Source organism: Pseudomonas sp. MEJ108 (genome assembly GCF_030208985.1).
Taxonomy (GTDB): Bacteria; Pseudomonadota; Gammaproteobacteria; order Pseudomonadales; family Pseudomonadaceae; genus Aquipseudomonas; species Aquipseudomonas fragariae.
The window spans coordinates 17254-40140 of sequence record NZ_JARVSW010000065.1; the positions used below are offsets into that span (position 1 = coordinate 17254).

The 22887-nt window shown below is 64.8% G+C and carries 3 protein-coding genes; all 3 read right to left on the bottom strand.

Going from position 1 to position 22887, the window contains the following annotated elements; translation table 11 throughout:
* Positions 1 to 58: 58 nt before the first annotated feature.
* From QRN50_RS22745 to QRN50_RS22755, 3 genes are read right to left on the bottom strand one after another with little or no spacing between them, the layout of a single operon-like run.
* The gene (locus QRN50_RS22745) at positions 59 to 9241 is read right to left on the bottom strand and encodes a hybrid non-ribosomal peptide synthetase/type I polyketide synthase (protein ID WP_096127354.1); all 9183 of its coding nucleotides are present in this window, start codon (positions 9239 to 9241) and stop codon (positions 59 to 61) included.
* Positions 9238 to 13350, bottom strand: a complete 4113-nt coding sequence (locus QRN50_RS22750; RefSeq protein WP_096127355.1) for a non-ribosomal peptide synthetase — start codon at positions 13348 to 13350, stop codon at positions 9238 to 9240. Before QRN50_RS22750 ends, QRN50_RS22745 begins: the two co-directional genes overlap by 4 nt.
* On the bottom strand, positions 13347 to 22412 hold the full coding sequence (locus tag QRN50_RS22755; protein WP_096127356.1) for a non-ribosomal peptide synthetase: 9066 nt from the start codon (positions 22410 to 22412) through the stop codon (positions 13347 to 13349). The genes QRN50_RS22750 and QRN50_RS22755 overlap by 4 nt, the downstream gene beginning before the upstream one ends.
* Positions 22413 to 22887 lie beyond the last annotated feature (475 nt).

A 22887-nucleotide genomic window follows, 5' to 3' on the forward strand; every position in this document is an offset into this window, starting at 1 on the left:
CATGCCCGTGGTTCGTCTGCGGGGACTTCAGCCCCGCCTGAAAAGCCTGCCGTTACGTTCAGCCCTGCGCCGCCGACAGGTCCGCATTGATCATCTCGGCAATCACCTGCGCCCAGGGCGCTGCGACAATGCCGTAGTGGTCGGTGTCCAGTGCTTGCCAGCTCGACATGTGCGGCAACAGCCTTTGCCAGGCGCGCTGCAGATCGGCGATCCGCCAGGCGCTGCCCATGCCGTAAGGATTGGGCTGCGTGGCAATGAACAGCCGCACTGGAGTGCGCGCCAGCGTCACGGGCTGGTGGCCCGCCATGCTCGCCATATTGTTCTGGCAGCAGACAATCAGGCTTTGCAGGTAACGCGGCGTGTCTTCGCTGGCCGCGCTGGTGGTCGTGTTGAGGCCGCGCCGTGCAGAAAACTCGCGCTGGAAGACCTGCTGAATCTGCGCTTCGCCGATCTGCGCCAGCTCGGTGCCCGCATCCGGCGCGGGGGGATCGATCAGGTACAACAATGGCTGCTCGCAATCCTCCTTTAACAGGCTGCACATCGCCTGCGTCACCCACGCGCCGAACGACCAGCCGGCCAGCCGCCATGCCGTGCCGTCGGGGTGATGGGCCTGCAACGCCTTGAGATACAGTTGCGCGCGCTCATCCACGCTGATGTTCGGCAATTCGGGCAGGCGCAAGGCCGGATCGGCGATCACCCACACGCCCAGATCAGGGTGCAGCGCCGAGGCCAGCTCGCGGTACGCCTGCACGTCGCCACCCACCGGGTGAATCAGATACAGGCGCTCGCGGCCCGCGCCCGCATGCCACTGATCGATCCTCACCGCATCGGCCCATTGGTCTTCGTCCGCAGCCGTTCCGGCCGCTGACGCCTGCACCAGCGCCAAGACCTCGGTCAGGCTGACCTTGTGGCTGAACTGCGACAACTGGAAGACCACGCCGGTCGCGGCCTGCAGTTCATCGATCAGGTCCAGCAGGGTCAGAGAATCGGCGCCCAGCTCATAGAGCGAGGCATCCGGCTGCAGAACATTCACACCAAGCCATTTGCACAGGCAGTCATGCAGATGCCCGGGCAGACGGTCCGGCGCTTCAGTGTCTGCCGCCAAGGCTGGCGCAGTATCAGCCAGCGTCGCCACTGCACTGTGGCGAACCGGGTAAAACTGTCGCGCCGTGTCCGGATCGGTGGTCGAGATCAGCAACTGCGGCAGTTGAGCCGTCATGGCCGCATCGAATACCCGGCAGCCCTCCTGCGCCGACATGCCGACCGCCAGATGCCGCTGGTGCGCGTCATCCCCGACGCCACTGGCAGCGGCCATGCCGACATCGCGCCAGATGTCCCAGTTGATGCCCAGACGCACACAGCGATTTTCGGCATGCGGCCGGTAGTGGGTAAAACCGTCAAGCATGGCACTGGCGGCGGCGTAGTCCAGGTGCCCGGCGCCACCGAACAGTGCCGACATCGAAGAGCAATACAGCACGAACCCCGGATTCATCTGCTCGATCAACGCTTCGACCGCCAGCATGCCGCGGGTCTTGCTGGCCATCGCCTCGGACAGCACGTGAGCCTCGCGCTGACGGATCAGGCTGCCCGCTCCGGTGCCGGCCGCGTGAATCACGCCGTCAAAATGCCCATAACGCTCACGCAACTGTTCAAGCACCGTGGGCCAGCGCGCCAGGTCGGCGATATCCGCAGCGATGCTATCGATGCGCGAAGCGTAGGCGTGCAGTTGTTTCGGACACTCGCCACCTCGCGACAGCAGCACTATCCGCCGCTGGCTGGATTGCAGCAGGTGTTCACACAAGGTACGCCCGATGCCGCCTGTACCGCCGAGCACCAGCAACGTGCCGTTCGCCGGCAACAGATTCGAACCAGCCGTCGGAGTCGCCAGCGGACTGCGCAGCAGCTGTGGCTGCCACAGATAACCGTCACGAATGGCCATGCGCCGCGGCAGCGACGCCGGTTCGGCCAGCAGCGCCGCCAGGTGCCGAGCCTGAGTGCTCAACTGCGCCGTGGGCAGGTCCAGCCAATGACAGCGTATCGGGTACTCCTGCGGCGCCACTTCGGTGATACCGGCCAGCGCCGCCAGTTCCGGACGCATGACCTGGCCGTTCACCGGGCACGCTTGCCAGGACAGCAGCCAGAGCCGCAGGGCGGTCTTCTGTACGTTCTGTCCCCAGGCCTGCAACAACGCGCTGAGCGTATCCAGACAGGCCCATTGCGCGGCCGCAAGGCTTTGCTCGTCAACCGACCCGCCCACCGACAGCGGCAAGGCATGCAGCCAGTCCAGTTCGCTCGCCGTCTGCCCATTCTGATCGAGCGTGGCGATTAATCGACCAAACGCCACAGGGTCCAGCGGGTCGAGCTCATAACGATTCGGGCCAAGCTGCTGGTAGCCATTGCCGGCCTGCACCTCGATGACGTGCCGATAGCCCCCCTGCAGACTGCCAAGCGTGCTGGCCTCCAGACGCTCATGGCTACACACCACCAGCACGTCACGACCCTCACCAGTCGGTTGTGTACGCAGACGGCTTACCCGCTGCCACTGACGCTGATAAAACCAGTCTGCCAGCGGCTGGCGCTCGACGGCTGACGACTTCTGCAGTTCGGTACGAACGGCCGGTTTGAAGCGGAAGGTCTGCAGATCGAATGCCGAGGGAGGCAAGTCCCAGGGTGGCGGCGTCGAAGCCGTCGACGCTTCGAGACTGGCCCCCGCATACCAGGCGTCCAGCAGGGCCTGGGGCGAATGCTCGCTGGCGTTCACTCGCACGTCCGAAAGCGTCACCTGCTTGATCGACGCGGCTTGCAGGCGCGGTGTCTGACCGGGCGGGCAGATCATCGCAAAGCGCCAGGGCAACGCGCGTCGGCCGTTTTGCAGGTAACGCAGCAACGCGGCCTGCTGCTCGGGAAAGGCGTTGAGCCAGGCTTCAATCGCCAGCATGTCCCGCTCCAGGGCAGTACGGCTGTGCGCCGACAGCAGCAGGCACGCCGGGCAATCCTCGACGCGGTCTGTCTGCTGCGGCGCGGCGCCGACAATCACATGCGCATTGGTGCCACCGATACCGAAACTGCTGACCCCGGCCAGACGCCGACGCCCCTCGGGCCAGGGCCGTGAGGTGCCGGGTATGTAGAACGGCGAGTGCTGCAGATCGATTTGCGTATTGATCCGGGCAAAGCCCAGGTTGGGCGGGATCACCCCGTGAAACACGGCAAGCGTCGCGCGAATCAGCCCGACCACGCCGGCAGCCGCGCCCAGATGACCCACCTGGCTTTTCACTGAGGCCAGCGCGCAACGGGCGGCCGGCGCCGCGCCGAACGCCTTGGTCAATGCAGCCACTTCAATCGGGTCGCCCAACAACGTGCCGGTACCGTGGGCCTCGATGTAGCCCATGTCGGCGCCATTGATCCCGGCCTTGCGCAGCGCCTCGCTGATCACCGCGCTCTGCCCCGCCACCGACGGCGCGGTGTAACTCATCTTGGCGCGGCCATCGTTGTTCAGCGCAGAGGCTTCGACCAGCGCGTAAATCCGGTCGCCGTCGGCCTGGGCGCGCTCCAGCGGCTTGAGTACCACCACCCCGTAACCGCTGGCACCGATGGTGCCGCTGGCGTCGTCACTGAACGGACGGCACAGCCCGTCGCGGGAAAAAATGTGCTGCGGGCGATAACGATAGCCATCGGTCAGAGTCGGGTCGATCAACACCCCGGCGGCCAGCATCACGTCACTGTCGCCCTGACGCAGCATCGCCGCCGCCAGGTGCACGGCAATCAGCGAGCTGCCGCACGCCGCCTGAACGCTGAGTGCCGGACCGCCGAGGTCGAGGTGGTAAGCCGCCTTGGTGGCCAGAAAGTCCTTGTCGTGGTGCAGCGCCATCTGAAAGCCGTCCGGCAGGTCGCCCTCGGCGGTTTCGCGCAGCATTTGCTGGAAATACGTGGTTTCGCCGCAACTGGCGATCAGGCCGATGCGCGGCCCGTCGGCTGTGGGCGTGAGCCCCGCATGTTGCAGTGCCTGCACGCAGCCTATCAGCAGGTGCCGCTGTTGCGGGTCCATCAGCCGTGCTTCCTGCAGGCTGATGCCGAAATACTCGGGATCGAAATCCAGCAGGCCGCTCAGTTGACTGCGCGCACCGACCAGCCCCTCGGCAGCTTCAAACCGCTCGATGCCCAAGCCGTTTCCTTGAACCATCGCCCAGAATTCGGCGAGGTTGCTCGCGCCGGCCACATTCACCGACATGCCGATGATCGCCATGGGTTGTTCGCCAGCCTTGGCGCCTCGCTCATGGCCCTTCCCTGCACCGGGCGTTTGCCCTGCCGGTCCGGAGAGATGCTGCGCCAGGCGGCGCACGCTGACATGCTCGAACAACGCGGCCATTGCCACTGGCTGCGGCAGTGCTTCGTTGTAGCGGGCATGCAGGCGCATCAGGCCGAGGCTGGTGGCGCCGGCTTCGAAGAAGGTCTGATCAGGCTCGATGTCGCGACCGATGACCGCCACGAACAACTCGCTCAATTGTTGCTCAAGTGCGCTCAACGGTGCCGCGGGCAGTCCGGAGCGTTGCCGTTGCAGCACCTCGCCCAGATCTCCCAGCGCCCTGCGATCGATCTTGCCGCTCGGCGTACGCGGCCAGGCGTCGACCCGCCGGTACTCGTCGATACGCACATGCGATGGCAGGTGCAGGCTGATCTGTCGGTCAAGCTGCTGTGCATCGGGCAGCGTACCCTCGCTGTGCAACCAGGCCACCAGCCGGGCTGGCTCAGCCTGCATGGCCACCACCGCGTTGCTCACCTGAGCGACTTGCACCAGCGCGGCCTCGATCTGCCCCAACTCAAGACGCTGGCCACTGATCTTTATCTGCTGATCGTCCCGGCCCAGGTAGTGCAGGCAGGCGTTTGCATCAGCCCGCGCCAGGTCGCCGGTGCGATAGAACAGGGTCAGGCCCTCAGGCTGCGGCAACTCGACAAAACGCGCGGCATTCAGCGCCGGGTCAGCGAGGTAGCAGCGCGAAATCATCGGCCCTGCCACCAGCAGATAGCCCTGGCTGCCACTCGGCACCGGTCGGTCGTGTTCGTCCACCAGCAGCAGGCGTGCATTGCTCACTGCGCGCCCGATCGGCGCGCGCAGCGGCCAGTCGTGAACCGCCGCAGGCAAACGCCAGGCGCTGACCACGTGGGTTTCGGTCGGGCCGTAATGATTGAACAGCCGTGCCTGCGGCATGCCGCCAAACCAGTTGCGCAATGCCTCGGTGCACAGCAGTTGCTCGCCCGCCGTGATTACCTCGCGCAACGCCTGCGGATACACGCCCTGGCTGACAGCAGTCTGCGCCAGATGCTGCAAGGCCACACACGGCAGGAACAGCCGTTCGATGCGCGTCTGCACCAGATAGCTCAGTAATGCCTGGGCATCCTGCCGCCAGCGCGGGTTGATCAGGTGGTAACAGCCTCCGCCGCAGAGGGTGCTGAAAATCTCCTGAAACGACACATCGAACGACAGCATGGAGAATTGCAGGGTCACTGACTTCGCGGGCAACTGCCCCTCGTTGCGCTGCCAGTGCAACAGATTGCAAAGGGTCCGGTCCGGCACCTGAACCCCTTTCGGCGTTCCCGTCGAGCCGGACGTGAACAGCGTGTACAACGGTCGTTCGCCCGCATGACGGCGACGTTCGAACGGCCGTGCGGCAGCGCTCAGGTCGACGCGATGACAGACTCGTGGGTCTGCGCTTAACTGCTCCAGTGCTGCCTCGGTGGCCGCGCTGTACAGCACACAGCCGGGCTGCGCCTGCTGCATGACCTGACGCTGCACCGCCAGCGGATAGCCAGGATCGAGGGGCACCGCCGTCAGATTGAGCCTGGCCAGCGCCAGCAAGGCCACGATGTGCTCGACCGACGCCTCGAGGTACAGGACCACTTGCAGCGGCGCACTATTTTCCTCCGGCAGCGGACACTGCTCGACCAGGGTGGCCGCCAGCGTATCGGCCAGTGCATCCAGTTCGGCGTAGCTGATGCACTGCTGATCATCGATCAGTGCCGGAGCATCCGGCGTGCAACTCACCTGATAGGCGAACCAGTCGGCCACGGTGTTGAACGGCGGCTCAGCGCTGTCGCCCTGACTGGCGGGCGGCAGGCTGAAGCGGTAAGGCGTGAGCAGCGCATCGAGGGTCGCCGACGGCTTCTCCAGCAGCAGATCAAGCCCCTGCTGCAAGAGCTGATTGACGGCGACCATTTGGCCCGCATCGAAATAACTGCACTGGTACTCCCACCAGCATTCCAGCTGTGACCCGGCATCGACCACCAGCAAGGTCAGCGGGCATTTGGCCTGCACGGTCTCGTTGAATTCCAGCGTGGCGCGCAGGCCGGTTTGGGCCAGCCTGGCGTAGTCGGTGTTTTCCAGCACAAACATGAAATCGAACAGCGCACTGCTCGACGACAGCCGCAGGTCTTCCACCAGGTCCGCCAGAGCGACGTCCTGCAAGGCCAGCACCTCACGCACCGTGGCGGTCTGCTGATGCAGCTGCTGGTCAAGCGCCTTGTCGCCGTCGAACGCCGTGGGGATCAGCACGGTATTGGCGAACATCCCGATGGCGTCTTCGAATTCGCTCAGCGGACGGTTGGATACCGGGCTGGCGATGCGTGGCCGTTCACAGCCGGTCAGGGCGTAAATGCTCCAGGCATAGACGCTGAACAGCACCTCATAACGCGTGACGCGCTGGCGGCTGCAAAACCGATCCAATGCAGCACTGCGCGTGGTTCCCAGCGGCTGACGATAGAGCCGTGCCTGCGGTCCAGGCTCGCGAACCGGCAGCAGCGCGGGCGAAGACGCCGGGTGCTGACGGTGCAACCCGGCCAGCGCGCGACGCTGATCGCGGTAACGCGGGTCGACCCGCCATTGCCGTTGCCAGAGCGCAAACTCCAGCGTGCCCAGACCTGGCGAAGGCTCGGCACTCGGCCGCCCCTGCAGCGCATCGTCGTACAGTTGCACCAGGTCATCGAACAACAGGTTCATCGACCAGCCATCGATGGCCACGTGGTGCAGGTTCAGCAGCAAGCGACAGCTGCCATCGGCAAACGGCAACAGCCAGGCCTTGCACAGGGCCGATGTCGCCAGATCGAAAGGTGTGTCAAAGACCAGGGCTGCAAAGCTGCGCCAGGTCTGCTCACTGAAAGCCCCGGTGGCAAAGGTCTGGCACATCGCTTCCCGTTGGTGAACCTGCTGATGCAGCCCGTCGGCAGCGGACACGAACGCCGTGCGCAGCCCGCTGTGCCGAGTCAACAGACGCTGCACGGCGTCGACCAGTGCGGAAAGTTGAACACCCGCCGCCAGGTGCAGGATGAGCGGCACGTTGTAGGCGGTCGCCTGCGGCGTGCGCTGCTGCATCAGCCACAGGCGACTTTGCTCAGCCGTCGCTGGCGCACGCCCTGAACGGTTGACGGGCGGCGCAGGCGGATAGGCCGACGCCTCACCCTGCTCATCACCGAGTCGCTCGGCCAGTGCCGAAAACGATTCGCTCAGCACCGCACCCAGCGTGATTTCCCGCCGCCAGTGGGTGCGGATTGCAGAGCGCAAACGCATGGCCTTGAGCGAGTCGCCGCCGCTGCCCAGCCAGTCATCCTCGCCGTTCAGCTCAGGTTGCGCCAACAGCCTGCGGGCATGGCTCAGCAGCCAGTCCAACGCGGGCGAGTGTTGCTCGCCTGCGCGCGAACCCGCCTGCGGGCGCCACGGTTTCAAGGGCTGCTCCAGCAGCGCACGCTGATCGATCTTGCCATTGGCGGTCAACGGCAGGCGCTGCAGCACAAACAGCTGATGCGGGCGCATCCATACCGCCAGGTTGTCGCGCAGGTGCTGGTCGAAATCGCGATAGTCCAGCGCCTCGCGCGGCACGATGAAGGCCAGCAACTGGTGGTCTTCGGCCGCTTGGCGACGGGTACAGACATGCACCTGCGCCACCTGCGGATGCTCCAGAATGCGCTGCTCGACCTCGCCCGGCTCGATGCGAAAACCGCGGACCTTCACCTGACGATCAATCCGCCCCAGGTACTCGATCAACCCGTCGGCATTGACCCGCACCTGATCGCCGGTTCGGTAATGCAGCACGTCCCCGGCATCGATTGTCGGCAGGCGCAGGAAACGCTGTGCGGTCTCTGCACAACGGTTGCGGTAACCGCGTGCGACCCCGCTGCCGCTCAGGTAAAGCTCACCCGCCTCGCCACGGGCAACCGGCCGCTGTTGCGGGTCGAGCACCTGCACGCCGGTGTCGGGCAATGGCCGACCGATCGGCACTGCGTCACCGGCAAAATCGCGGGGGATCGGATAGCACACAGCGAAGGTGGTGCATTCAGTAGGTCCGTAGGCGTTGAAAATCCGGCAGCGGCTGTCGGGATTGGCCTGATACCAGGCACGCACCGCTGCGGCGCTGACCTGCTCACCGCCGATCAGCACCTGGCGCAGGCTGGCGAAACAGGCGGGGTTATCTGCGCTCAAGGTGTTGAACAGCGAAACGGTCATGAACAGGCTATCGACCTGCTGCGTTTCCAGAACCCTGGCCAGTTGCTGTGCGTCCTGCAGGTCTGCGTCGGCAATGATGACGCAACAACCACCGTTGAGCAGCGGTGCCCACAGTTCGAAGTTACAGGCGTCGAACGCCGGGTTGGATAAACAGGCCACGCGCTCGCCTGCGCGAATATCCAGGCAACCGTCGGTCCGGGCCAGACGCAACAGGCCACGCTCGCCCACATCCACGGCTTTCGGGGTGCCGGTGGTGCCCGAGGTGTAGAACAGGAAGCTCGACACGGCGAAATCCTCGGGCAGCCGCAGTGCAGGCTGATCGGGGAATTCCAGCAGGGCTTCGACGCTGACGTACCAGCCGTGTTGTGGCGCTGCCAGGCTGTCCGCGTCTTCGCCGAGGGTCACCAGCCCGACGCAGCCTGCGTCGTCGAGCATCAATTGTCGACGCCGGGCCGGGCTGGCCCGATCCAGCGGCACCACCACAGCCCCGACTTTCAGCACGGCCAGTATCGTGGCGACCCATTGCCAGCAGCGCGGCATGCACAGGGCAATCGGCTCCGCAGGGCTTGCGCCTTGTGCCAGCAGCCCTTTGGCGATGCGCTCACTGGCGCTGGCCAGTTGCGCGTAGGTCAGCCGTACCTGTCGATCGATCACGGCCAGCGCCTGGGGATCATGGCGTACCTGCTCGGCAAAACGCGACATCAGGGTCTGGGGGTTGCGGGCGATATTCTCCTCGTGCCGGTTCATCATTGCGCCTCCTGCGTGTCGAAACGTTGCAGCTCTTGCCTGAGCGTCTGCGAGACCCGATGCACCTCGGCGCTTTCCAGCATGTCCCAGTGCCCGCCGTGAACCAGCCGGGCTCTGTAACCGTTGCCCGCGCGGCGACGCCAGAACCCGCGCAGCTCATGCAACTGCGTGCGGGTAAAGCCTTCGCGAGCCTGGATCAGCACGATGCGCCCGGCTTGCGGCGCGCACTCGTACGCGGCCATGGCCAGGCGGTTGTGGTTGTAGAGGTGGAAATACCGCTCGACCTGCGCGTCTTCGATGCCGGGGTACATGCCGTTGAAGCGCACCAGCTTGTCGCGAAACTCCGCCATGTCTACGGTCCCGATCTGTTGCCGGAACCCCGGGTCATCCGAGCCCTGGGTATCGAGCAGCACCACCGTCACCTGACGATGGCCGGCAGCCGTCAGACGGCGGGCCATTTCGTACGCCACCAGGCCACCGAACGACAGTCCGGTGAGCACCAGCGGTTGTGAGGTCAACGCCGCGATCCGCCGCAAATAGGCGTCGGCCATGGCTTCGACGCTCGGCTCGGTGCTTTCTCCGGGGTTCAACCCTGGCGATTGCACACCGTACACACCGATGCTTTCCGGCAGTTCCTTGGCCAGTGACAGGTAGCAGAACGCCGTGCCGCCCGCCGGGTGAATGCACACCACGTTGCGTTGCCCGGCACCGCGCCGGAATTCGATCAGGTTGTCCTGTGCCGCAGCCAGGCTGGCCCCGGTACGCAGCCAGCCGCCCAGCGCCTCGATGGTCGGGTGGCCGAGGATCACGCGCACAGGCACCTCGACGCTGAACGCCCGGCTAATTTCGTAGGCCATCTTGATCGCCGCAATCGATGTCCCGCCGACGTTGAAGAAGTTGTCGCGAATGCCGATCTGCGGCACCAGCAGCAGGTCTTTCCAGATCTGATACAGGGTCAGCTCGATATGGTCCCGGGGACTGCCGAGATTGACCTGCCGGTCGGCCAGATCCTGATCGGCCTGTGCCGCGAGCGCTGCACGGTCGACCTTGCCGTTGACCGTCAACGGCAAGGCGTCCAGCCACAGATAAGCGCTGGGCATGACGGCGCTGGACAGGGTCGTTGCCAGATGCGCACGCAGTGCGGATTCATCCACTGGGCTATCGGTGACGCAGCACGCCACCAGGCGCTGGTTCTGCGCAGTATCACCGACGATCAATGCCACACTGGTGCGAATACCGGGGAACAGGTCCAGCCGCGCTTCGATTTCACTCAGTTCCAGGCGAATGCCACGCAACTTGACCTGAAAGTCGTTGCGACCGATAAACTCCAACTGACCATCCGGACGATAACGCGCCAGGTCGCCGCTGCGGTACAGCCGGTCACCGGCAACGAACGGGTTGTCGATAAACCGTTCGGCAGTCAGCTCGTCGAGCCCCAGATAACCCCGTGCGACGCCGACACCACCAATGTGCAACTGACCGGTGACCCCGGCCGGCACCGGCGCATCACGCTCGTCGAGCACGTAAAAACGGGTGTTGGCGATGGGCCGTCCGATGGGCAATTGGCGCGGCGGGACGTCGGCACCGGGCTGTAGCGTCCAGACACTGCTGATCACTGTGGTTTCGGTCGGACCATAGACGTTGTGCAGGCGGGCATGCGGCAGACGCTGCTGAAACAGCCTGGCCACTGCGGGCGACAGCTCCCCGCCGCCACTGAACACATCCTTGAGGGTGTGACAGGCGCTGACCTCTTCGACCTCCAGAAACAGTTGCAACATGGCTGGCACGAACACCATCGCGGTAACGCTTTGTTCGCGCACCACCTGCGCCAGGTAACCGGGTTCGAAATGCCCGCCGGGACGGGCGATGACCAGCCTGCCACCGGTAAGCAACGGCCAGAAGATCTCCCAGGCCGAGGCGTCGAAACCGAATGGGATCTTGTGCAACATGCTTCCACATTCGCCGCAGAACTGCTGACACCACAACAGCAGGTTGCTCAGGCCGCGATGCGTGACCATCGCCCCCTTGGGCAGCCCAGTGGTGCCGGAGGTGTAAAGCACATACGCCAGGTGGTCGGCGTTCACCGCGACACGCTGCGTCTGCGGATTGTCCGGCGGGCACTCGGCCCAGAGCACGGCATCGGCCTGCACGTCGAGGATCGGCACTTCGCAGTCCGCTCCTTGTAAAGCCTCGAGCAGGATCTTGCGCGTCGGCCCTTGGGCAAGCAGCACCACGGGGGACGTGTCATCGAGAATATGCCGCAGGCGTCCCGATGGATAATCCGGGTCCAGCGGCACATAGGCGCCCCCGGCCTTGAGCACCGCCAGCAAGGCCACGGGCAGTTCCAGCGAGCGCTCGATACAGACCGCCACGCGCACATCCGGGCCGACGCCGAGGGTGAGCAAGTGATGCGCCAGGCGGTTGGCCTGAGTGTTGAGCTGGCTGTAGCTCAGCGATCGACCTTCGAAGATGACCGCACACTTGGCCTGCCGACGCGTGACCTGAGCTTCGATCAGGCGATGCACGCAGTCGACGGGCTGAGCCAGCGGTGCCGGGCTGTTCCACGCATGCAGTATCTGTGCGCGTTCGGCATCGCTGATCAGCGTCAGTGCACCCACAGGCTGCTTGGGGTTCAGCGCCACCTGCTCCAGCAACTGACGATAGTGCCCGCTCAGGCGCTCGATGCTGGTCTGGTCAAACAGATCAGTGTTGTATTCCACCAGCAGGCTCAGCACACCGTCGCGCTCGACCCATTCGAACGCCAGGTCGAACTTGGCCGTGGCGCTCCCGGTGCCGTATGGGGTCATGCTCAGGCCCGGCATCTGTGCGGCGTTGCCCGGGGTGTTCTGCAACACCATCATCACCTGAAACAGAGGCGAATACGCGGTATCGCGCGGCGGGTTGACGGCCTCCACCACGCGGTCGAAAGGCACATCCTGATGCGCGTGAACATCCAGCAGAGTGGCGCGCACTTCGCGCAACAGCTCGGCAAAGGTCTGCAGCGGATCGAGACGCTGGCGAATCACCTGAGTGTTGACGAAATGGCCGATCAGCGGCTCGATTTCGGGACGGCTGCGGTTGGCAAATGGCGTACCGATGCACAGATCCCGCTGACCGCTGTGGCGCCAGAGCAGGACCGACAGCGCGCCGATCAACACGTTGAACAGCGTGCCCTGGGTCTGTCTGGCCAGCGCGTTGAGCGCACGCAGGGTGGTGCCGTCGACCGTCGAGCTGAAAGTCGCCCCGACGTAGCGCTGCACGGTCGGACGTGGCCGGTCGGCAGGCATGTCGAGCAGCGGCGGCGCGTCGGCCAGCGTGCGCTTCCAGAAGTCCAGCTGCCCGGCCAGCGCCTCATCACCCAGACGCTGTTGCTGCCAGCAGGCGTAATCGGCGTACTGCACCGCCAGCGGCGCCAGACTGGACGCCCGACCGCACAGAAAATCGCCATACAAGGCGGTCACTTCCTGAAGGATCACGCCCATCGACCAGCCATCGGCAATGATGTGGTGCACGCTGTACAGCCAGAGATATTCCTCATCCGCCAGGCGCAGCAGCGAGGCTCGCAGCAACGGGCCGCTGGCCAGGTCAAACGGCGCCTTGGCCTGCTGCTCCACCGCCATCCTGACGTGCGCTTCGCGCGCCGTCGGCGACAGGTCACGCAGGTCGACACCTGGCATCACCAGCGGCATCGCCGGGTGCACGATCTGCCGTGGCTCGCCATCCACGCTGGCAAAGGTGGTGCGCAATATTTCATGGCGCATGATCAATTCGTTCAGCGCCCGCTCCAGCGCCGACACATCCAGCACGCCTTTCAGCAGCACCGCAGTGGGCACGTTATAGAACGCATTGCCCGGTTCCATCTGATCGAGAAACCACAGCTGGCGTTGTGAAAACGACAGCGCAACAGCCGTTTGCCCGGCAGCACGCCGAGGGATCGCGGCGGGGTCGTTGCCGCTCAGCAAGGCAATCAGTTCTGCCTTGTGCTGCTTGAGCGCCTGCAACATCTCGTCATTCAGAAACCCGCGCGGTGCCTTGCAGCGCAGCTTGTCGCCGTCCACTTCAAGCACCACGGCGTGGCGACCGAACAACTCCAGCAATTGATAGGCATTCATATCTCTATCTCCTCCATGTCGCTGGCGTCGTCCGTTTGATCGGCAGCAGAAGCGCACGCCTCGACCTGCGCGCGGCGTTGTTCGTCGGCAGTGCGCAGGCCGCCCACCATCGAGTAGATCAACTGATGATTCGGTCCCAGGTCGAACAGGGCCGACAATTGCTGCTCTTCGAGCGAGCCCATGCCACACAGGCCAAGGCCCTGCTCCACCGCCGTCATGCTCAGCAATTGCGCCATGCCCCCGGCTTCGATATGACAGAAGTCACGACTGCGCTCGCCATACAGCGGCCGTATCGCGGCCATGTCGGCGATGAAAAACAGCGAGAATGCGGCGTCTTCATACACCGGGCGGTTGACGAAATAATCGTAGGTGTCGGGGTCGAGCGGATCGCTGTCGAGCATCAGCAGGCGGTGCTCAACCGGGTCGTAGTAATAGGCACCGGCAGCAACGCCGGTCACCCGCTGCGGTTTGACGTACAGGTAGCACTGGATCGGGTACAGGCCACCTGCGGACGGGAACTGATATTTGACCTCGCCGTGCAGTTGCCCCTGCGCCAGGCTGGCCAGTAACCCGGCAAACGCCTCGCTCGGAATGGGTCGGTCAGCGAATTGGCGTACCGAGCGATAGTCGCTGAAGCGCCGCGCGAACGCCGGGTTATCCGGACGCGCCAGGTCCAGCGCCGCAACCTGCGGGGCGAAGGTCCGCCGCCCGCGCTGCTCGGCCTTGAAGCGCGCCCGCTGCTGCGGATCCTCGATCACCTGTTCGGGCGAACCCGCGCGCTGACGAACGCTGTCGACCACACTGCCGTTGACCAGATTCCGGCGGTACATGCCGAGCAGGTTGAGCAGCGTCGGCTGCGCCAGCAGTTGCGCAACGTTGGGACGGAACTGCAGTTCGCCGGACAGCGCATTGCTGATCCTGACAATGTCGATCGAGGTGGCGCCCAGGTTGAGCAAATTGGCGTCGGCAGCGATCGACGGACGCTTGAGCACGCCCTGCACGATCATCACCAGTTGTTGCTCCTGTGGCCCCTGCACTTCCAGCGCGGGGCCGGCATCCTGAACCTGCGACGGCTCCGGCAGGCGCTTCTTGTCGACCTTGCCGTTGGCCGACAGTGGCCATTCCTGCACGAAGGTAAACGACGTCGGCACCATGTAGGCTGGCAGTTTGTCTGCCAGGTACTGGGCAAAATCACTGGCCTGCAACGAGGGATCGGCCTTGAGTACGTAGCCCGCAAGCCGCTTCTCGCCCAGCGCTTCGCCGAGCACCCGCACCACGGCGCTCTGTACGCCGGGATGGCGATTGAGCGCCGCTTCGATCTCGCCCAGCTCGATACGGTGCCCCTGGACCTTGACCTGGGTGTCTTCCCGCCCGAGAAACTCGATATTGCCGTCGGGCAGCCAGCGCCCCAGGTCGCCGGTCCGATACAGACGTTCGCCGGTCAGCGGGTGAGCGAAGAAACTGCCGGCACTCAGGGCTTCATCACGCCAATATCCCTTGGCCAGGCCGATACCGCCGATATACAACTGGCCAGCCACCCAGGTCGGGCGAACCTGCAAGGCGTCATCCAGCACATAGAAGCGCTGGTGATCCAGCGCCTTGCCGTAGGGAATACTGCGCCACGCGGGGTCGACCTGTTGCAGCGGATACTGGATCGACCAGATGGACGCTTCGGTCGCCCCGCCAAGGCTGATCAGTTGCAGCGCCGGCTGCAGCGCCCAGGCACTCTCGGGCAGCGTCAGGGGAATCCAGTCGCCTGACAGCATCGCCACGCGCAGGCACGACGGCAACACGCTGCGCTCGCTTTGCACATACTCCAGCAGCATGCCGAACAAGGCCGGCACCGAATTCCACAGGCTGACCTGATGCCGCTCGATCAGCGTCAGCCAGTGCGCCGGGTCGAGGGCCTGCTGCGGTTCGAGCAGCACCACTGCAGCGCCAGCGGCCAGCGTGCCGAAGAAGTCATAGACCGACAGGTCGAAACTCAGCGATGAAACCGCCAGCACCCGGTCCGCAGCGCCGACGGCAAAGCGCCGGTTGATGTCGAGCAGCGTATTCACCGCACCGCGATGATCGATGACCACGCCCTTGGGCATGCCGGTCGAGCCCGAGGTGTAGATCACATAGGCCAGATCGTCCGGGGTGAGATGCACAGCGTTTAATTCGGCCTGATCGGAACGGCCAGCATCGGCAATGATCGGGTCGCTCACGCTGATGACCTGGACCTGCGCGGGCCACTCGACACGTTGCAGCAGTGCCGGCTGGGTCAGCGCCAGGCTGGCTTCGGCACGTTGCAGAATATGCTCCAGGCGCTCGACCGGCAGTGCCGGGTCGAGCGGCAGGTAGGCCCCGCCGGCGTACTGGATCGCCAGCGTCGCGACGACCTGTTCCCAGCCACGTTCCATGACCACCGCGACCAGTTGATTGGGCACCACGCCGCGACGCTGAAGCAGCGCCGCCAGTTGCCGCGCTTCGGCTCGCAGCTGGCGATAACTCAACTGCCGCTGGGTGCCGATGACCGCCAGCGCATCCGGGGCAGCGAGTGCCTGGCGATCAAACAGTTCGTGCATCAGCGCCGAGTCAGCGGGGCTGGCCTCGGGCACCGGCAAGCGTGCCAGCGGTATCAGGTCCACCGTGCCGGCGTTCCAGGCATCGGCCTGCAGCAGGCGATCCAGCAGCGCGTTGTAGGCGACGAACATCTGCTCGATCAGGCCTTGCGGAAACAATTCGTCGATGCTGTCCCAGTTGAACAGCAGGCGCCCTTCCAGCTCCAGCAGCGTGTGGTCAAGCCAGACCTGCGGGGTCTGGGTGATGCTGTGCATGTGCTCGGCATTCAACGCGTCGGCAAGGTTGAATTCAGCCAGTTCCGGCGCAGCTTCCGACAGGGTGCTGTTGAACACGATCGGCATGGCGGTCTGCTGCACGCCTCGGGCCTGGGACAGTTCACGCAGCACTCGCACGCCGCTGACCACCGAATGGTCGATGTCTTGCCACAACCGTGCCTGCACGGCACGCGCCTTGTCGATGAAGCTCGCGGCCCCGTCCAGATTGACTTCAAGCAAGACCAGCGAAGTGAAGTCACCGATGATCTCATCGACATCCGGGTGCAGCGGCATGCGGTTGAACAGCGGCAGACTCAGCGTGAAGCGCGGCTGTCGACTCCACAGCGCCAGCACCTCGCTGAACGCGGTCAGCAGCATCACCGATGGCGTCACGGCAAATTGCCTGGCGAGTTCCTTGAGCCGTGACCACTGCAACGCTGAAAGCTCGCGGTCGCGGCGGGTAAAGTGCGGCTGGCTGATGCTTTCGGGCTGGCACACCAGCGGCAGGTCCGGCGCAGGTGCCAGCGTGGCAACCTTCTCGCGCCAGTAGTCCAGCGCCTGTGCGTAGCGGCTGTCATTGCGCAAGCGCTGCTCGGCCAGCACGTAATCGCGAAAGGTCAGCCCCGGTTCGGGCAGTTGCAACTGCGGGTCGGCATAAAAGGCCATCAGTTCGCGCGCCAGAATCTGCGTACTCGCGGCGTCGACGATCAGTGCGTCAAGGCTGATGTGCAGATGGCTGATGCCCTCATCGAGCAACGACAGACTGAACTCGAACAACGGCCAGCGACTGGCGTCCAGCACCTGATGGGATTGACGTTCGCGGGTGACTTGCAGGGCCTGCTGCGCAGCATCGGCAGACAGGCCGCGCAGATCGTTGCGGGGCATGTGGTAGGTCGGCACGCTGTCGAGGACCTGCTGCGTGCCATCGCCAAGGAACACCACGCGCAGCATGTCGTGCCGCAGGATCATGCGGTTCAGCGCCTGCTCGAAACGTGGCACGTCGAGGCCGGGGATGCGCAGTTCTTCATAGCCATGGGCACTGACCCCGCCGAGGCTGACCGACGCTTCGCGGCCAAACCAGTACGCCTGCTGGATATCGGTCAGCGGAAACGGCGCGTAACGTGCGCTGCGATCGGCTTCAATCGGGGCAAAGGGTGTGTCGAGCGAAGGCCCGTCACCCCGCCCGAGCCGCACCTGCTCGGCCAGGTCCATCAGCACCGGCGTCTTGAACAGGCTGCTAAGGGACAGCTGCCCGCCCATGCGCTGGTTGATCATGTAGATCATCCGCGTGGCCAGCAGCGAATGCCCGCCCAGTTCGAAAAAGTTGTCGTGGATGCCGACCTGCGGGCACTTGAGCACCTCGGCCCAGATGCGCACCATCTGCCGCTCGGTCTCGTCGCGCGGTGCCACGTAGGCACTGGCGGCCTGCCGCTCTGGTACCGGCAGCGCCTGACGGTCGAGCTTGCCGTTACGGGTCAGCGGCAACTGCGCCAGCGCCACCCAGGCCGTCGGCACCATGTGTTCCGGCAGGTGGCGGTGCAGCTCGGCACGCAATGTGTCGGCAGTTGCAGGCCCCACCACATAGGCCACCAGACGCTTGTCGCCCGGTACATCTTCGCGCAGCAGCACCACCGCTTCCCGCACACCGGGTTGCTGGTGCAGAAGGCTGTCGATCTCGCCCAGCTCGACGCGAAAACCGCGCAATTTGACCTGCTGGTCGATGCGACCCAGGTAGTGCACATTGCCGTCGGCCGCAAATCGCGCCAGATCACCGCTGCGGTACATGCGCGCACCGGACTGCGGGTTGAACGGGTCCGGCAGGAAGCGTTCGGCGCTCAGGTCCGGACGATTCAGATAACCCCGGGCCAGGCAGGCACCGGCGATATACAGCTCGCCTGCCACGCCGACCGGTACCGGGTTCAGGTCGCCGTCCAGCACATACAGACGCGCATTGGTGATGGGCCGGCCAATCGGCGGTGCGTCCGGCCACTGCCCGGCGTCGTCACAGTTCAGGCTGAACTGGCTGACCACGTGGGTTTCGGTCGGACCGTACTGGTTGTGCAGTTGCGCACCGCCAAGGCCGCAGACAAAGGCACGCAGTTCGTCGTTGACGAGCAACGCCTCGCCAGCGGTGATGACTTCGCAGCCGCCCTTTGGCAAAGGCATCGGCACCGCCACGTCAGCTTCAGTGAAGCTGGCCAGTTGCTGAAGCACGGCAAACGGCAGAAACGCCCGTTGTATGCCCTCGGCCACCAGCGTCGGACGCAGCGCAGCGAGGTCCTTGCGGCCTGCTTCGCTCATCAGCACCAGGCTGCCACCCTGGCACAACGTGCTGCAGATTTCCTGAAACGACACGTCGAAATTCAACGATGCGAATTGCAGCACGCGTTGTGAAACAGGCGTTTGCTCCAGTTGCCAGGCGATCAGGTTATCCAGCGCCGCACGACTGTGCGCCACGCCCTTGGGCCGCCCGGTCGAACCGGAGGTGTAGAGCACGTAAGCCAGGTTACCGGGGCTGACGGGTACTTGCGGGTTGGCCTCGGAATACCCAGACCAGCGCTGCGCCTGCACGTCGAGGCAGCAGATCGGCAGCGTGTCGGGCAACGGCGGCAGACCGGCACGCAGTGCAGTCTGGGTCAGCAGCAGGCTCGGTGCGGCATCCGCGAACATGAACGCCAGACGCTCTGCCGGGTATGCCGGATCGAACGGCACGTAAGCGGCGCCGGTCTTGAGGATGGCCAGCAGGCCGATGACCATCTGCGGCGAGCGCTCCAGGCACAGCCCCACGCACTGCTCAGGCCTCACGCCCTGCTCGATCAGGTAGTTCGCCAGGCGGTTGGCAGACTGATTGAGTTCGGCGTAAGTCAGCGCTCGCTCATCGGCCAGCAACGCCACAGCGTCAGGTGTGCGCTGCGCCACGGCCTCGAAGCGCTTGACGCAATCGGGCTGCGCCGAGGTATCGCGTTCGGTGCGGTTCCAGTCGTAGACGATCCGTCGGTGCTGCTCGGCGTTGAGCAGGTCGAGCGTCGCCAGCGGCTGTTCGCTGTCCTCGACCATCTGCGTGAGGATGCGGCGCAGGTATTCGCCCATCTGCACCACGGTCTCCGGCTCGAACAGCCCCGACGCGTATTCCAAGCCGCCGACGATTTGTCCGTCACGTTCGCTGAGTGCCAGTTGCAGGTCGAATTTAGCCACTGGCTGGACGCTTTGCAGCACGCTGACGTCGAGCCCGGACAATTCCAGATCCGAATCCTGATGCTGCTCCCAGGCGAACAGCACCTGAAACACCGGGCTGTAAGCCAGACTGCGCGGCGGATTGAGCAACTCCACCACTTGATCGAACGGCAAGTCCTGATGTTCCTGAGCGGCAAGCGCAACGCTGCGCGCCTGTTGCAGCCAACTGGCCACCGTCGGGCTGCCGGAGCGGGTCATGCGCAGCGCCAGGGTATTGACGAAGAACCCGATCAACCCTTCCAGCTCCTGCTGGCTGCGGTTCGCCGAGGGCACACCGATGACCACGTCATCCTGCCCCGACAGGCGCATCAACAGCAGCGACCAGGCCGCCAGAAGGTTCATGAACAACGTGGTGCCCTGCTGCGTAGCCAACACTCGGAGCCGTGCCGTCAGCGCACGGTCAAAGACCAGCGGCACGAAGCCGCCGCGGTAATCCTGGGCCGCCGGTCGTTTGTGATCGGTGGGCAACTCCAGCAGTAGCGGCGCACCGCTCAGGGTTTCACGCCAGTAGCGCCGCTGCGCATCCAGCACCTCGCCGCACAGCCACTGGCGTTGCCAGGCCGCGTAGTCCACATACTGAACGGCCAGCGGCGGCAGTGACAGGGACTGCCCGTGCGCGGCCGGTTGCTGAATAGCCGCCTCGTAGAGCAGCCCCAGCTCACGGGTCAGCACGCCCATCGACCAGCCATCCGAGACGATGTGGTGCTGGGTCAGCAGCAACACGTGATCGTCGTCGGCCAGCTTGACCAGGCTGACGCGCATCAACGGCCCCACCGCCAGATCGAACGGCTTGCTGCCCTCTGCGTCGATCAGCGCCAGCAGACGCGCCTGGGCATCGTGCTCGTCGCGCAGGTCAATGACTGGCAACGGCATGATCGCGCCCGCCGCCGCAACACGCTGCCGCCCCTCGCCCTCGACCGTGAAAAACGTGGTGCGCAGCGCCTCGTGGCGGGTCACCAGTTGATTGAAACTGCGCTCCAGCGCGGCCACCTGCAACGGCCCGCGCAGGCGCAGGTTCAAGGGCATGTGGTAAGCCGCATTGCCGCCTTCCATCTGCGCCAGAAACCACAGGCGTTGCTGGGCCGACGACAACGTGTGTGCCTCGCTACGCGCTACAGCCGTGATTGGTGGGCGGGGGCTGCCCTGCCGAGCGGTGCTCAGTCGTTCGGCGAACTGCTGCAGCACAGGGGCGGTAAACAGGGCTGAGGGTGACACCTCCAGATGCAGCGTCTGCCGAACCTTGGCCAGCACGCGCATCACCAGCAGCGAGTGGCCGCCGAGTGCAAAAAAGTGATCCTGGCGACCGACTCGCTCGACACCGAGCACCTCGGCCCAGATGGCCGCAAGTGAGACTTCCAGCGCGCCTTGCGCGGCTTCGAAGACATGCCGATCGAACGCGTCATCCCCCGGCTCGGGCAGCGCGATGCGGTCCAGCTTGCCATTGGCGGTCAGCGGCAGCGCGTCCATGCGCACGAACGCAGCAGGAATCATGTAGTCCGGCAGGCTGAGCTGCAGATGCTGGCGCAGGCCTTTGGGCGTCAGCGCTGCGCCGGTCTGTTCGCGAAAGTAGGCAATCAGCCTGGGCACGCCCGCGCCGTCCTCGCGCAGTACCACCACGTTGTCCCGCACACCGGCAACCTCGGCCAGGCGTGCCTCGATTTCCCCCAGTTCCAGGCGCAGGCCGCGCAGCTTGGCCTGCGAGTCGTTGCGACCGAGGAACTCCAGATGGCCGTCAGCCCGATAGCGGGCCAGATCGCCAGTACGGTACAACCGCTCACCGGCCACAAACGGGCTGTCAATGAAGCGCTCGCGGGTCAATTCCGGCAAATTCAGGTAGCCACGCGCAACCCCCGCGCCGCCGATGTACAGTTCGCCGGTCACGCCCTGGGGAACCCTATCGCCAGCAGCATCGAGCAGGTAAATCCGCGTATTGGCCAATGCCCGCCCGATGGGCAGCACCGCGTCGACATGGCTGTCGGGTTCGAACTCGAAACAGGTGCTGTCGATGCTCGCTTCGGTAACACCGTAGGCCTGGACGATCTGCGTCTGCTCGCCACACAACCCACGCAGTTGGCGCGCGCTGTGCGCCGTCCAGATGTCCGAGCCGCAAACCACCGTGCTCATGAACGACAGGTCGCGCCCCGCCTCCTGCGCCCAGACCAGCAAAGGGTTGAGCACCGCCGGCACGAAGTCCGCAAAATCGATGCGCGCCTCGCTCAACAGGCGATACAGCGCAGGCGGGTCCATCAGCGTGTCACGCGGGCAGAGCACGAGCGTGCCGCCAAAACCCAGTGCGCGGATCAGGTCGGCGCTGAACACATCGAAGGAAAACCCGGCCATTTGCAGGTGATTGAGGGGGTTGTGCAGCGCGTACAACGGCTCCCAGGCAGCGCTCACCGCGATCAGCCCACGGTGCTCGACCATGACACCCTTGGGCATACCGGTGGAGCCCGAGGTGTAGATCACGTAAGCCAGATGGCGGGACGTCAGACCGACCGCACGCGGGTCAGGGTTGTGCATCGGCTGCGCTGCCCATAGGCGGGTATCGGCCAGATCAAGCACCTGCGTTGCAACCTCACCCTCCTCCAGCGCCGCCAGCAACGCCGCGCGCGCCGGAGCGTGGCTCAGCAGCACGCGTGGCGCGCTGTCTGCCAGCATGTGTGCCAGACGGGCTTTCGGGTACGCGGGGTCCAGCGGCAGGTAGGCACCGCCCGCCTTGAGTACCGCGAGCACACCGACCAGCATGTCCAGCGAGCGCTCCAGGCAAATCCCGACACGCACATCCGGCCCGACACCAAGGCTGCGCAGGTAATGGGCCAGGCGGTTGGCCTGGGTATTGAGCGTCGCATAGTCAAGCGTGTCCAGTTCGAAGCGTGCCGCTATGGCGTCAGGATTGCGCTGCGCCTGGGCTTCGAAAAGGCCATGAACACATTGGTTTTGGTCAAAGGGTTGCTCTGTATCAGGATGAGCGAAGCCCGTCCCGCGCGAGGAAGATTTGTCGACCATCAGGAATCACCGTCCGTGAGCAGATTATTTTTTTATGAGCAGACGGGAGCGCAGAGCGGCAAGCCCGTCAGGCACGGCATGAGCAATGCCGGATGAACATCGAGACTCAGGGAGAAGGTGCGGCGCGGGCTCTCGGGCTCATGTCATGACCTGACATGCAAGCACTCGGGGGGATCGCAGAGGGATGACTGACGAACGCGGCACGGCGCGACTCGCCTACAGAAAGGAAGGTGGCTGGCTCGTTGACGAGACTGATCGCTCTGCCCTTGGAACTGACGTTTGCATACCGCGTGACCAATTGAAACCTCATCTTCCGTTCGAGGGTCAACGACGGGGAACGGCCTGCGCCGGGGTGTCAGCGCCAGGGTGGACCCGATCGGCTGTGACTGCGGAGTCTGTGAACCCGTGACAGTCATTGGCGCTGGGTTTTTGGCCCTGAGCGCCGGGGATAATAACCACGATTTTTGGCGGTGAG

Coding starts and splice junctions, on each gene's coding strand:
- QRN50_RS22745 (WP_096127354.1), bottom strand. CDS start 9,241: ATGATGAACCGGCACGAGGAGAATATCGCCCGCAACCCCCAGACCCTG.
- QRN50_RS22750 (WP_096127355.1), bottom strand. CDS start 13,350: ATGAATGCCTATCAATTGCTGGAGTTGTTCGGTCGCCACGCCGTGGTG.
- QRN50_RS22755 (WP_096127356.1), bottom strand. CDS start 22,412: ATGGTCGACAAATCTTCCTCGCGCGGGACGGGCTTCGCTCATCCTGAT.